Below are 12,675 nucleotides of genomic sequence, written 5' to 3'. Positions count from 1 at the left end.
CTCGTGACGAAGAGACGGTGGTGGTTTTGCGTCAGGGGGCGGTGAGGCCCAGGAGGGAGCGGACATAGGCGTACTTCCCGGACAGCCTGTCGCGAGTGGGGGCGTCGAGGACCGCGAGGCGGGCGGGGTCCGCGTTGTGGGCCAGGTCGGCTTCCTTGATCAGGAGGGCGCCGGGGGTGGCGAGGATGCGGGCCGTGTACGCCTCGACCGGTTCGCCGGGGCGTTTGGTGACCGCCAGGACCATGTCCTTGACGGACTGCGGGAGTCCGGCCGATTCCAGCCAGTCCGGGGTGAGGGCTTCGTCCTCGATCGCGTCGTGGAGCCAGGCCGCCGCCTGCTGATCGGCGGTGCCGCCGCGGGCGCGTACGCCCTCGGCGACGGCGGCGAGGTGTTCTGCGTACGGACGCCCGGCCTTGTCGGTCTGGCCCTCGTGCGCGGCGCGGGCGAGGGCTTCCACCTCGATGAGGGTGAGCGGGCCGTTGGTCATCCGAGCTCCTTCGCCGCCGTGTGGAGGGCCTGCGCGGCCCGGCGTACGTCTGCCTGCGTGGTCCGCCAGTTGGAGAACGCGGCGCGCAGGGCGGGGGTTCCACCGTACGTCGTGGGGGTGACGAACACCTCGGGTCCTGCCGCTTCGCGCAGGGCTGTCAGGCGGGTCGCGGTGGGGGTGTGGGTGAGGGTGAAGCAGACGACGTTCAGGCGGACGGGGGCGAGGACCGTGAAGTACGGGTCCTGCGTGAGGGATTCGCCGAGGGAGCGGGCGCAGGCGATGTCCCGTTCCACGATCTCGCGGTGGCCCTCGCGGCCGTAGGCGCGGAGGGTGAACCAGGCGGCGAGGGCGCGCAGCCGGTGGGAGTTCTCCGGGGTGAGGTGGACGAGGTCGGGGTTCTCGCCCAGAGGGCCGAGGTAGGCGGCGGCGTTCTGGAAGACGCGGGCCTGGAGGTCGCGGCGGCGGGTGAACTGGACGGCGCTGTCGTAGGGGACGTTGAGCCACTTGTGCAGGTCGACGCAGATCGAGTCGGAGGCGTCGAGGCCGGTGGTGAGGTGGGCGTGGGCTGGAGAGAGGGCGGCGAACGCGCCGAAGGCGGCGTCCGTGTGCAGCCAGAAGTCGTGGCGTTCGCGGAGGGCGGCGATGGCGCGGAGGTCGTCGAAGTCCACGGTGTTGACGGTGCCGGCGTTGGCGACGACCACGGCGGGCCGGCCGGGCGCGTCGGCGAGGGCGCGGTCCAGGGCGGCCGGGTCGACGGCCTCGCGGCCGGGCAGGGTCGGTACGGGGACCAGGGCTGAGCGGCCGAGTCCGAGCACGGAGAGGGCCTTGGCGATGGAGGAGTGCGGGGCGCCCGAAAGGACGCGGACCGGGCCGAGCGCGGCCGCGCCGTCCTCGGCCGGGGAGACGCCGAGGCGTTCGCCGAGCCATTCGCGGGCGATGGCCAGGCCGGTGGTGTTGGACATCGTCGCGCCGCTGACGAAGGTGCCGGTGTGGGCGGCGGAGAGGTGGAAGAGGTCACGGAGCCAGGTGACGGTTTCGCGTTCGAGGGCCTGGCCGCCGCCGTCCAGGGCGGAGTTGGAGTTCTGGTCGTGGGCCGCCGTGAGCCAGTCGCCCGCGAGGGCGGCGGGGGTGGCGCCGCCGGTGACGAAGCCGAGGTAGCGGGGGCCGGCGGACGCCGACAGGCGCGGTGCCCAGCGCTCCGCGAAGGCCGCGAGGGCGGCCTCCGTGCCGGAGCCTTGCTCGGGGAGCGGCGGGGTCGGCGGTAGCGCTGCCGCTCCGGGTACGACGGGACGCGCGTCCAGTGCTGCGAGGGTTGCTGCGGCGGCGTCGCGGGTGGCGTCTAGGAGCTCGGGGAGGCGGGACAGGTCGGCGGCGAGGGTGCGGTCCATGGGGGCACGGTAGGGGGCTCCGGGGCCCTGCGGACCGGCCAATCGGGAGTGAGTGGCCGGTGTCGCCGGGTGGGGGGGGCGGGCGGGGGGCGGGGGGCGGCCCTGCGGGGCGAAGTCCCCTACCCGCCCTTCCACCGTTCCCTGGGGCTCCGCCCCAGACCCCGCTCCTCAAACGCCGGAGGGGCTGGATGCACCAGAGGGGCTGGATTTGCCGGAGAGGCTGGATAGGGCGCGGCGGGCCGGGAGGGCCGTGGCGGCCAGGGTCAGGGTGATGGCGGCCGCCACGAAGGAGCCGTAGACGAGGGGCGGGACGTACGGGGCGCTGCCCGTCATCGCCTTCGTCAGGGGGTTCAGCGTGGCCAGGGCTATCGCCGAGCCCAGGGCGATGCCCGTGCCGCTGACCAGGAGGGCTTCCCAGTAGAGCATCCGCAGGACCTGGCGGCGGGTGGAGCCGATCAGGCGGAGCATGTGGAGTTCGCGTCGGCGGTCCAGGACGGTCATGACCAGGGTGTTGGCGGCGGCGACGGCCGCGAAGCCGCCGAGGACGGCCGCCATGGTGGTGTTCGCCCAGGCGTTGAGCTGCCGGTCCACGCTCTGTTCGGAGGTCCAGGCGGCGGCCGACAGCACCGGGCCGAGGCCTTCCGGGGCGGGGCCGCGGAACAGGAGTTCCGTGGGGCGGCCGGCGGTGGTGCGGCCGGCCAGGTCGGCGGCGGGGAGGGTGACCTCGCCGAGGCCGAGGCCGCGGGTGTAGACGGCCACGATCTCGGGGGTGACGGGGGTCCCGTCGGGCAGCCGCAAGGGGATCCGGTCGCCGGTCTTGGTGTGGGTGCCCTCGGCCAGGGTGCGGTCGATGGCGACCGTGCCGGGGGCCAGCCGGGAGAGGTCCCCCGAACGGACGTCCAGGTCCTGGACCTTGGCGAGGTCTCCGGTGACGCCCTGTGCGGAGGCGGTGTGGAAGGCGCGGTCGCCGCCGGAGCCGACGACGGTGAGGACGGAGGTACGGGTGAGGGCGACGGCCCCGGCCGCGACCGCCCGGTCGACTGCCCTCCCGTCCGTGCCGCCGTGCGGGACCGACCCGTCGAGGGGCACGACGTGGTCGGCCAGCAGGCCGGCCTCCTGCTGCTGCCGTACGGCCCGGTCCTCGCTGGTGTGGAGGAAGACCAGGGTGGAGGAGAAGGCCATGGCGAGCACGATCGGGGTGATGGCGGAGGCCAGACGGCGGGCGTGCGTACGGGAGTTGGCGGCGGCCAGCCCGGCCGGCGCGCCGCCCGCACGCAGCGGGAGCCCGAAGAGGGCGGCGCAGGCGCGGGCGACCAGCGGGCCGAGCAGGGCGACGGCGAGCATGAAGAGCATGACCACGCCGAGGGCCGCGTTGGCGGCGTCCGGGCCGTTGCTGGTGGCGGCCAAGGTCGCGCAGGCGATGCCGCCGGCCAGGGCGGCGAGGCCGAGCGGGGTACGGATCCACCCGGGCCGCAGCCGCTCCACGGCGGCCGAGGCGAGGGCCAGGCCGGGGCGGATGCGGGCGGGGCGGCGGGATGCGGCCCAGCCGGCGATCAGTGCGGTGACCAGGGCGAGGCCCACCGCGGTGACGAGGGGGATCCAGGAGACGACGAGGTCGACGTCGGCCGGGACGGCACCCTTCGCCTTGAGCTGCCCGAACCACCAGGATGCGAGGCCGATGCCGGGTACGCAGCCCAGCGCCCCCGCGACCGGCGCGACGAGCAGGGCTTCGGTGGCGACCGTACGGCGGATCTGGCGCGGGGTGGCTCCGACGGCGCGCAGCAGGGCGAACTCGCGGGAGCGCTGCCCGACGGAGAGGGCAACGGTGCCCGCGGCGGTGAAGACGGCGACGAGCGTGGCGATCCCGCCGAAGGAGCCGCCGATGCCTGTCAGCACCTCCTGGGCTCCCGCGAGCCGCGCGTCGAGGGCGCGGGCGTCTCCGGTCAGCACCTGGGCGCGGCCGTCGACGGCGGCCCGGGCCCGCTCCGCGTCGGCCCCGAACAGCACGATGGCGTCGAGCGCGTCGGGGTGCCCGGACAGGCTGCGCGCCTCGGGGTCGGCGAACCAGGCTCCGGGCCGGTCCGCGCGGCCCACGACGCGGAACTCCCGGGGCCCGGCGGGGGTGTCGAGCGTCACCCGGTCGGGGCCGTCGGCCCCGCCCAGGACGACTTCGCCCGGGCCGGCCGGGGCGCGGCCCGCGCGCAGCTCCGTAGGGCTGAAGGCGGTGGAGCCCCAGCCGGAGGCGTCGAGCGTGCGGCCCGATGCGTCCCGTACGGGGAACACCACGTCGGGCACCGCCCGCCCCAGCGGAGCCAGTCGCTCCAGCAGGGCGGCGTCCACCCGCGCCCGGTCCGGGAGCGGCGCGGAGACCTCGTAGGCGCCGTCGCCGCGGCCCATCTGCAGGCGGGCCTGCTGATCGGCGGCGACGACGACGGGGGCTCCGGCGTACCGCGTCGGCGGGGTGCTCGCACGGGCCCCGGTCTCCAGCAGGATCCCGCAGGCGGAGACGATGGCGACGGCCAGGAACAGGGCGACGAAGGTGCCGGCGAAGGCGGCGGGCCGGAACCGGAGCACGGCGCGGGCGAGGCCGTTGGAACGGGGACGGAGCGACATCAGGCGGCTGCCCCTGCGTACCGGGGCGCGGAGGCCTTGGAGGGCGCGGTCAGCGCCGTCATGCGGGCTGCGATCGCGGCGACCGGGCTGCGCGGGAGCCGGTCGGCGATGAGGCCGTCGGCGAGGAAGAGCACCTGGTCGGCGTGGGCGGCGGCGGCCGGGTCGTGGGTGACCATGACGACGGTGGCTCCGAGGGCGTCCACGGCGTTGCGGAGCAGGCCGAGGACCTCGGTGGCGGTGGTGGTGTCGAGGGCGCCGGTGGGCTCGTCGGCGAAGACCACGTCGGGGCGGGTCACCAGGGCGCGGGCGATGGCCACGCGCTGCTGCTGGCCGCCGGAGAGTTCGGCGGGGCGGCGGCCGCCCTTGCCTTCCAGGCCGACCCGGGCGAGCAGGTCGGCGGCGCGGGCCTGCGCCTGGGCGGCGGTGCGGCCGCGGGTGCCGGCCAGCCGCATGGGGAGCAGGACGTTCTGCTCGACGGTGAGGGAGGGGAGGAGGTTGAACGCCTGGAAGACGAAGCCGAGGCGGCTGCGGCGCAGTTCGGTGAGCTGGTTCTCGTTCATGCCGGTGATCTCGGTGCCGCCGAGGCGGACGGAGCCCTGGGTGGGGAGGTCGAGCCCGGCGGCGCACTGGAGGAAGGTGGACTTTCCGGAGCCGGAGGGGCCCATCACCGCGGTGAAGCTGCCGCGGGGGAGGGTGAGGTCGATGCCGCGGAGGGCGTGTACGGCGGTGGGGCCGCGGCCGTACTGCCGACGGACCGAGCGCAGCTCGACGGCGGGGGCGGCGGCGGGCGCCTCGGGGTGACCCGGCTGGCCCGGCTGGCCCGGCTGGCCCGGCTGGCCCAAGTAGCCCTGCTGGCCCGCCTGCCCCGGCTGGCCGGCCTGCTGCGTTTGCTGCTCGGCCTGTCGCTTGCTGCGCCGGAGCCCCATGGTTGTGCCGCCTTCCGTGCCGGTCGAACACCCGGTGGTGATCGTGTCTCCGACGCTACGGAGCGTGCGGTGGTCGGGACCATGACGGGAGCTGGCGGACCGGGGGTGGGGGTAACCCGACCATCGGCCCGGCCGTCGGACCGGGTCGGCCCTGGCGGGCGGCATCGGACCGGGCGTGGCGCGGGTGGGTGCCGACGCGGGCATGGCTGGGCCGGCCGCGGCTTCGGGGGGGGTGCCCTGCGGGGCTGTCCCCTACCCGCCCTTCCACCGTTCCCAGGGCCGGCCCTGACCCGGTCCTCAAGCGCCGGACGGGCTGGGAAGGGGTACCGGGCTGCGCCCGGACCCCTCGGGGCTCCGCCCCGGACCCCGGTCCTCAAACGCCGGACGGCTGAAAAGCCCCTGGGGCTCCGCCCCAGACCCCGCGCCTCAAACGCCGGCGAGGCTGGATTTGGCTGGCGCAGCCCGTCATGTGCGCGCAGCGCACCGTGCCCCGCCGGGGCACTTCAGCCCGTACCCGCCACATCCAGCCCCTCCGGCGTTTGAGGAGCGGGGGTCCGGGGGGCGGCCCCCGGCAACGGCGCCGCAGCCGGCAACGGGTCCGGGGCGGAGCCCCGGGGAACGGGCGAAGGGTGGGTAGGGGACCTCGCCCCGCAGGGCCGACCCAGCCGCACCCGCCCACCGGCCCCCGCCCCAGGCGGCAGGGGCGGCAGCCCCGACCGGCCACCGCCGGACGGAGTCCGGCGCAGCGACGCGAAGCCCGCGCAGCGGTGCGAGGGGCCGTCTAAAAAGGCGCGCGGCGGATCAGGAGGAGGGCTCGGTCGTCGTTGACGTCCTTGGCCACCTTTTCGATCAGGTGCCAGGTCGCGCCCTCCCAGCCGGCGCCGACGTAGCGGTCGGCCTCGCCGGTGAGGCGGTCGATGCCCTCGCTGATGTCGCGGTCGGCCGTTTCGACCAGGCCGTCGGTGAAGAGCATCAGGACGTCGCCGGGGCGGAGGTTGCCGCGGGCCGGGGTGAACTCGGCTCCGTCGTAGACGCCGAGGAGCGGGCCCTCGCCGGTCTTCTCCTGCCAGCGGCCGGTGCCGGCGGAGAGCTGGAGGGCGGGCAGGTGGCCGGCGGAGAGGAGTTCGTAGTCGCCGGTCTCCAGGTCCAGGACGAGGTGGATGGAGGTGGCGAAGCCCTCGTCCCAGTCCTGGCGGAGGAGGTAGCCGTTGGCGGCGGGGAGGAAGTCCTGGGGCGGGAGGGCGCCGAGCAGGCCGCCGAAGGCGCCGGAGAGGAGGAGGGCCCGGGAGCCCGCTTCCATGCCCTTGCCGGAGACGTCGGTGAGGACGATCTCCAGCGTGCGGCCGCCGTTGGTACGGGCGGCGACGACGAAGTCGCCGGAGAAGGACTGCCCGCCGGCCGGTCGCAGGGCCATCTCCCGGTGCCAGCCGCGCGGCAGGGCGGGCAGCTTGCTCTGGACCCGGATGCGTTCGCGCAGGTCGAAGAGCATGGTGCCGCCGCGTCGCCAGGGCACGCCGACGCGGCTGCGGAACTGGGCGATGACCAGGCCGAAGAACCCGCAGGCGGCGACGACGAGGACGGTGCCGGGGGTGACCCGTGCCGGGCCCTGGGTGTAGGGGCCGAGGACGAGGGCTTCGACGATGAGCGCGGCCGCGGAGGCGGCGTAGAGGGCGAGCAGGCTGGCGGGGCGGAGGAGCAGGCCGCCGGCGACGATGGGGAGGACGAGTGCGGCCGGTGAGAACCACACCGGCAGCATCAGTGTGCCGCAGGCGATGGCCGGAATGGTCAGCAGCAGGCCGCCGAAGGCCAGCCAGTCGGAGGCGTCGCCGCGGAAGTAGTCGACGGCGGATTTGCGCAGCGCGGTGCGCGCCCGGTGCCACATCATGCGGGACCGGGCCAGGAGGGACTCCACGTGTGCTCCGGCCATTGCTTCGGGACCCTATCCATCCTGGCTGTGCGCGCGCAGGGGTACCCCCTGAGATGGGCCCATCGGCAACCGAAAAGAGATCGACCCGGGACGGATTGCCCTGATAGGGATGGCCGTATGGCTCTTGAGACGCGCGTATTGCAGTCGGATGAGTGGGATGTCTGGTACGACCAGCTTGAACTGGCGTTCGGCGGAGTGCCCGAATCCCCGGAGGAGCGGGAGCTCTACCGCTCCCTGACGGAGATGGAGCGCTCCCTCGGCGTCTGGGACGGAGGGACCTGCGTCGCCACGGCCGGGGCCTTCTCCTTCCGGCTCTCCGTGCCGGGCGGGGCGCTCGTCCCGGCGGCCGGGGTCACGATGGTGGGCGTCTCCCCCACCCACCGCAGGCAGGGTGTGCTCACCTCCCTGATGCGGCGCCAATTGGACGACGTCCGGGCGGGTGGTGAACCGATCGCCGTGCTGACGGCCTCGGATCCGGCGATCTACGGGCGCTTCGGCTACGGCACCGCCGCGTACTCGATGTCCGTGGAGATCGACAAGACCCGCGTACGGCTGACCGTGCCGCCGGGCACCGATGACGTGCGGCTCAGGCTGGTCGATCCGCGCAAGGCGCTGAGCGACTGCGAGCGGGTCTTCGCGGGGCTGCCGGCGGGCCGTCCCGGGATTCCGGCCCGGCAGCCGGGCTGGGAGCTGCAGGCGGTGCTCGACCCGGAGTCGGAGCGCTCCGGGGCCTCCCCGCTGAAGTGCGTGGTCGCGGAGCGGGCGGACGGCGAGGTGGTCGGGTACGCCCGCTACCGGGTCAAGCCCGTGTGGGACCTGACCGGTTCGGACGGCCGGGTGGACGTGCAGGACCTCGACGCGCTCGACCCGGTGGCGTACGCGGCGCTGTGGCGGTACGTGTGCTCCATCGACCTGACCTGGACCGTGAGCGCCCCCAAGCGGCCGGCGGACGACGCGCTGCTGCACCTGGTCACCGATCTCCGCCGGTCGCAGGTGCGGCTGCGCGACTCGATGCACGTACGGCTCGTGGACCTGCCGGCGGCGCTGACCGCGCGGTCCTACGGGGCTCCGCTGGACGTGGTGCTGGAGGTCGAGGACGCGTTCTGCCCGTGGAACACGGGACGCTGGCGGCTGGCCGCCGGTGCAGACGGGGCCGCGGTCTGTACCCGGACGGAGGACACGGCCGACCTGGAGCTGTCGGTACGGGAGCTGGGCGCGGCCTACCTGGGCGGGGTCACGCTGAACTCGCTGGCGGCGGCCGGCCTGGTCCGCGAGGTGCGCGCGGGAGCGCTGGCCCCCGCCTCGCGCGCCTTCGCCGGCGACGTGGCCCCCTGGCTGCCGCACGGCTTCTAGCCGGAGCGCCCGGCTAGCGGCTCTGGCACCCCGGGCACCAGAAGAGGTTGCGGGCGGCGAGACCGGCGGTGCGGATCTCGCCCCCGCAGATGTGGCAGGGCAGGTTCGCCCTCCTGTAGACGTACACCTCGCCGCCGTGGTCGTCCACCCTCGGCGGGCGGCCCATGGCCTCGGGAAGGTGTTCGTCGCGGACGGTGTCGATGCGGTTGTTCCGCACGCCCTCGCGCATGAGGAGGACCAGGTCGGCCCAGATCGCGTCCCATTCGCGGCGGGTCAGGTCCTTGCCCGCGCGGTAGGGGTCGATGCCGTGGCGGAAGAGGACCTCGGCGCGGTAGACGTTGCCGACGCCCGAGACGATCTTCTGGTCCATCAGCAGGGCGGCCACGGTGGTGCGGGAACGGGAGATCCGGGCCCAGGCCCGGTCGGGGTCGTCACCCTTGCGCAGGGGGTCCGGACCGAGCCGCTCGCTTATCGCCCGCTTCTCCTCGTCCGTGATCCACGCGCAGGTGGTCGGGCCACGCAGGTCGGAGAACCAGTCGTCGTTGGCGATGCGCAGCCGGACCGTGTCGGTGGCCGGCGGGGCCGGCGCGGGACCGATCGCGTATTTGCCGAAGAGTCCGAGGTGGATGTGGACCCAGCCGCTCTCCTTGAACCCCAGGAAGAGGTGCTTTCCGTGGGCGTCCACGCCGTCGAGGACCCGGCCGTCGAGCAGGGACGCACTTTCGGCGAACCGGCCCTGGGGGCTGCTGACAGCGACCTCCCACCCGGCGAACCGGTGGAGGTGGTCCTCGGCGAGGCGGTGGATCGTATGCCCCTCGGGCACGGCGGTACTCCTCGGAAACGAAAGCCGGGACGTGGACGACCGGGAAAAGAAAAACCGGCCGCGCCGCCCCGAGGGCGCCGCGGCCGGAAGCGGGATCAGCCCTGCGGGTGGTGCGCCGGGATCGGGGGGAGCTCGCCGGTGGTCTCGTAGGCGGAGAGCATGTCGATGCGGCGGGTGTGGCGCTCCTCGTCGGAGTACGGGGTCTTCAGGAACGCGTCGATGAAGCTGACGACCTCGTCCTGGGTGTGCATCCGGCCGCCGACGGAGATGACGTTGGCGTTGTTGTGCTCACGGCCGAGCTCGGCGGTCTGGACGCTCCACGCGAGGATGGCGCGGATGCCCTTGACCTTGTTCGCGGCGATCTGCTCGCCGTTGCCGGAGCCGCCGATCACGATGCCGAGGGAGCCGGCGTCCGCGGCGGTCTTCTCCGCGGCGCGGAGGCAGAACGGCGGGTAGTCGTCCACCGCGTCGTAGATGTGGGGCCCGCAGTCGACGGGCTCGTGGCCGTTGTTCTTGAGCCAGTCCACCAGGTGGTTCTTGAGCTCAAAGCCGGCATGGTCGGATCCGAGGTACACGCGCATGGTCCGAGTGTGGCACGAGCCGGGCCGGGGACCCGCCGCGGGGTGTCGCGTAAGTCACTTCTAAAGCTCAAGTAAACCCAAAGAACGCAGATGGGACACCGCGGGGCCAAGGTCCTGGACGTTCGTCCCGACGCAACGATCCGGATTGGGGTCTTCCGCCCTGCGTTCATCTCGGGTTTGAATGCCGGGGCTCGCCACCCGAGAACCTAAGGATCCGTTCATGAGTTCCACGACGACCCTTCAGAAGGAAGGCGCCCCCACCGGCAACCCCGGTGACGGTCAGCCCTCCGACGGCCTGAAGGCCGGTCTCAAGAACCGCCACCTGTCCATGATCGCCATCGGTGGTGTCATCGGCGCCGGACTCTTCGTCGGCTCCGGCGGCGGTATCGCCAAGGCGGGCCCCGCCATCCTGATCTCCTACGCGCTGGTCGGCGCGATGGTCGTCTTCGTCATGCGGATGCTGGGCGAGATGGCTGCCGCCAGCCCGAACTCCGGCTCCTTCTCCGCGTACGCCGACCGGGCGCTCGGCCGCTGGGCCGGTTTCTCCATCGGCTGGCTGTACTGGTTCTTCTGGGTCGTCGTCCTGGCCGTGGAGGCCACCGCCGGCGCCGTCATCCTCGAAAGCTGGGTCCCGGCCGTCCCGCAGTGGGCCTGGGCGCTGATCGTGATGGCCGTGCTGACGGTCACCAACCTCGGCTCGGTCGCCTCGTACGGCGAGTTCGAGTTCTGGTTCGCGGGCATCAAGGTGGTCGCCATCGGCGGCTTCGTGATCGTCGGCATGCTGGCCGTCTTCGGCGTGCTGCCGGGCTCGGACAACCCGGGTGCGGGCTTCGCCCACCTCACCGACACGGGCGGCTTCATGCCGAACGGCTGGGGCTCGGTCCTCACCGGTGTGCTGATGGTCGTCTTCTCCTTCATGGGCAGCGAGATCGTCACGCTGGCCGCCGGCGAGTCCGAGGACCCGCGGCGCGCGGTCACCAAGGCCACCAACTCGGTGATCTGGCGCATCGGCGTCTTCTACTTGGGCTCGATCTTCATCGTGCTGACCCTGCTGCCGTGGAACGACAAGTCGATCACCGAGAAGGGCTCGTACGTCGCCGCCCTGGACTCGATCGGCATCGCGCACGCCGGCCAGATCATGAACGTGATCGTCCTGACGGCCGTGCTGTCCTGCCTGAACTCGGGCCTGTACACCGCCTCCCGCATGGCCTTCTCGCTGGGCGAGCGCGGTGACGCCCCGAAGGCCTTCGCCAAGGTGAACAAGCGGGGCGTGCCGGTGGCCGCGATCCTCGGCTCGGTCGTGTTCGGCTTCGTCGCCGTCTACTTCAACTACGCCTTCAAGGACACGGTCTTCAGCTTCCTGCTGAACGCCTCGGGCGCGATCGCGCTGTTCGTGTGGCTGGTGATCTGCCTGACCCAGCTGCGGATGCGCGGGATCCTCATGCGCGAGGCCCCGGAGAAGGTGACGGTGAAGATGTGGTTCTTCCCGTACCTGACCTGGGCCACCGCGGCGATGATCACCTTCGTCCTCGGCTACATGGTCTACGACAAGGACAACCGCGAGACCGTCCTGCTGTCCCTGCTGGTCGCGGCCGTGGTGATCGCGATCGGCGTGGCGCGCCAGCTCCGGCGCAAGGCCGCCGTGAAGGCCTCCGCGTAACCGCTCCGGACATGACGGCAGCCCCGGACCGCACTGCGCGGTCCGGGGCTGCCGTGTGAAGCGTGTGAACCGTCAGAAACTCAGGGCGTACGAGCGCTCACGCGCGGCCGAGCAGCTTCCAGGCGGCCGGCAGCAGGCCCATCGCCAGCGCGGCCTTGAGCGCGTCGCCGATCAGGAAGGGCGTCAGCCCGCCCGCGACGGCCGCGCCGAAGGACATCCCCGTGGACAGCGCGAGGTAGGGGACACCGACGGCGTAGACGACCGCCGAGCCCAGCACCATCGCGCCCGCGGTGCGCAGCACCGAGCGGTCGGCGCCGCGCCGCGCGAGGGCGCCGACGAGGGTGGAGGCCAGCAGCATGCCGAGGACGTACCCGAAGGTCGCGCCGCCCGCGCCGGAGGCGCCGCCCGCGAACCACGGCACGCCCGCCATGCCGACCAGGGTGTAGAGGGCCAGCGAGAGGAAGCCGCGGCCGGCGCCCAGCGCGGTGCCCACGAGCAGCGCGGCGAAGGTCTGCCCCGTGATCGGGGCGGCCAGGCCGTCGACGTGGACGGCGATCTGCGCGGCCAGACCGGTGAGCGCGGCTCCGCCGGCCACGAGCGCGATGTCGCGGACGCGGCTCGCGGGCAGCAGGTCGGCGAGGACGGCGCCGGGCCGGAAGGAGACGGAAGCAGTGCTCATCGGGGACTCCGCAGGGGGTGGGGTCGGCAGGGACGATCACCGACGTTAGTGCCGGGTCCGGGGCCGCAGCAGGGTGGCCCGGGACAAAGCCGTACTCCCCGGTTTGGTGGGGAGTACACAAAGACCCCGTCCAGCGCCCCAGTTGGAGTGATCCGCATCACGGGCAATGACGGCTGACACGTCCGTTTTGCGCGGATGGGCGCTCTCCGGAGAGACTGTAGGGTCCCTCCAACTGTCG

10 protein-coding genes are annotated in these 12,675 nt (G+C 73.4%); 2 read left to right on the top strand and 8 right to left on the bottom strand.

Annotated features, from left to right (window positions below; all coding sequences use genetic code 11):
- Positions 1–31 precede the first annotated feature (31 nt).
- From ACFRU2_RS12010 to ACFRU2_RS11990, 5 genes are all read right to left on the bottom strand, one after another.
- A complete protein-coding gene (locus ACFRU2_RS12010; protein WP_382970952.1) occupies positions 32–487 on the bottom strand; it encodes an HD domain-containing protein in 456 nt (151 codons plus the stop codon).
- The gene (locus tag ACFRU2_RS12005; RefSeq protein WP_382970949.1) at positions 484–1,875 is read right to left on the bottom strand and encodes a pyridoxal phosphate-dependent decarboxylase family protein; all 1,392 of its coding nucleotides are present in this window, start codon (positions 1,873–1,875) and stop codon (positions 484–486) included. Before ACFRU2_RS12005 ends, ACFRU2_RS12010 begins: the two co-directional genes overlap by 4 nt.
- Positions 1,876–2,043: 168 nt before the next feature.
- The gene (locus ACFRU2_RS12000) at positions 2,044–4,488 is read right to left on the bottom strand and encodes an ABC transporter permease (protein ID WP_382970946.1); all 2,445 of its coding nucleotides are present in this window, start codon (positions 4,486–4,488) and stop codon (positions 2,044–2,046) included.
- On the bottom strand, positions 4,488–5,414 hold the full coding sequence (locus ACFRU2_RS11995) for an ABC transporter ATP-binding protein (protein ID WP_382970944.1): 927 nt from the start codon (positions 5,412–5,414) through the stop codon (positions 4,488–4,490). The genes ACFRU2_RS12000 and ACFRU2_RS11995 overlap by 1 nt, the downstream gene beginning before the upstream one ends.
- Positions 5,415–6,195: 781 nt before the next feature.
- A complete protein-coding gene (locus ACFRU2_RS11990; protein WP_382970941.1) occupies positions 6,196–7,341 on the bottom strand; it encodes a PP2C family protein-serine/threonine phosphatase in 1,146 nt (381 codons plus the stop codon).
- 117 nt (positions 7,342–7,458) lie between these two features.
- Between ACFRU2_RS11990 and ACFRU2_RS11985 the strand changes: the two genes are divergently transcribed.
- The gene (locus tag ACFRU2_RS11985) at positions 7,459–8,694 is read left to right on the top strand and encodes a GNAT family N-acetyltransferase (protein WP_382970939.1); all 1,236 of its coding nucleotides are present in this window, start codon (positions 7,459–7,461) and stop codon (positions 8,692–8,694) included.
- 13 nt (positions 8,695–8,707) lie between these two features.
- On the opposite strand, the gene ACFRU2_RS11980 is transcribed toward ACFRU2_RS11985, so the two are convergent.
- Both ACFRU2_RS11980 and ACFRU2_RS11975 read right to left on the bottom strand, forming a co-directional pair.
- On the bottom strand, positions 8,708–9,517 hold the full coding sequence (locus ACFRU2_RS11980) for an Fpg/Nei family DNA glycosylase (RefSeq protein ID WP_382970936.1): 810 nt from the start codon (positions 9,515–9,517) through the stop codon (positions 8,708–8,710).
- A gap of 95 nt (positions 9,518–9,612) precedes the next feature.
- Complete coding sequence (locus ACFRU2_RS11975) at positions 9,613–10,098, bottom strand: ribose-5-phosphate isomerase (RefSeq protein WP_250739491.1); 486 nt, start codon at positions 10,096–10,098, stop codon at positions 9,613–9,615.
- 220 nt (positions 10,099–10,318) lie between these two features.
- Here ACFRU2_RS11975 and ACFRU2_RS11970 point away from each other — a divergent pair, with 220 nt between their 5' ends.
- Positions 10,319–11,758 carry an amino acid permease gene (locus tag ACFRU2_RS11970; protein WP_382970933.1) on the top strand — a complete coding sequence of 480 codons (1,440 nt, stop codon included), beginning with the start codon at positions 10,319–10,321 and terminating at the stop codon, positions 11,756–11,758.
- 97 nt (positions 11,759–11,855) lie between these two features.
- Here ACFRU2_RS11970 and ACFRU2_RS11965 read toward each other — a convergent pair whose 3' ends face one another.
- A complete protein-coding gene (locus tag ACFRU2_RS11965; RefSeq protein ID WP_382970930.1) occupies positions 11,856–12,437 on the bottom strand; it encodes a biotin transporter BioY in 582 nt (193 codons plus the stop codon).
- Positions 12,438–12,675: the final 238 nt, after the last annotated feature.

It is taken from the genome of Streptomyces sp. NPDC056883 (assembly GCF_042788835.1).
GTDB classification, from domain to species: domain Bacteria; phylum Actinomycetota; class Actinomycetes; order Streptomycetales; family Streptomycetaceae; genus Streptomyces; species Streptomyces stoeckheimensis.
The sequence above is the reverse complement of the archived record's forward strand: the minus strand, read 5'-3'. Positions and strand labels throughout refer to the sequence as shown.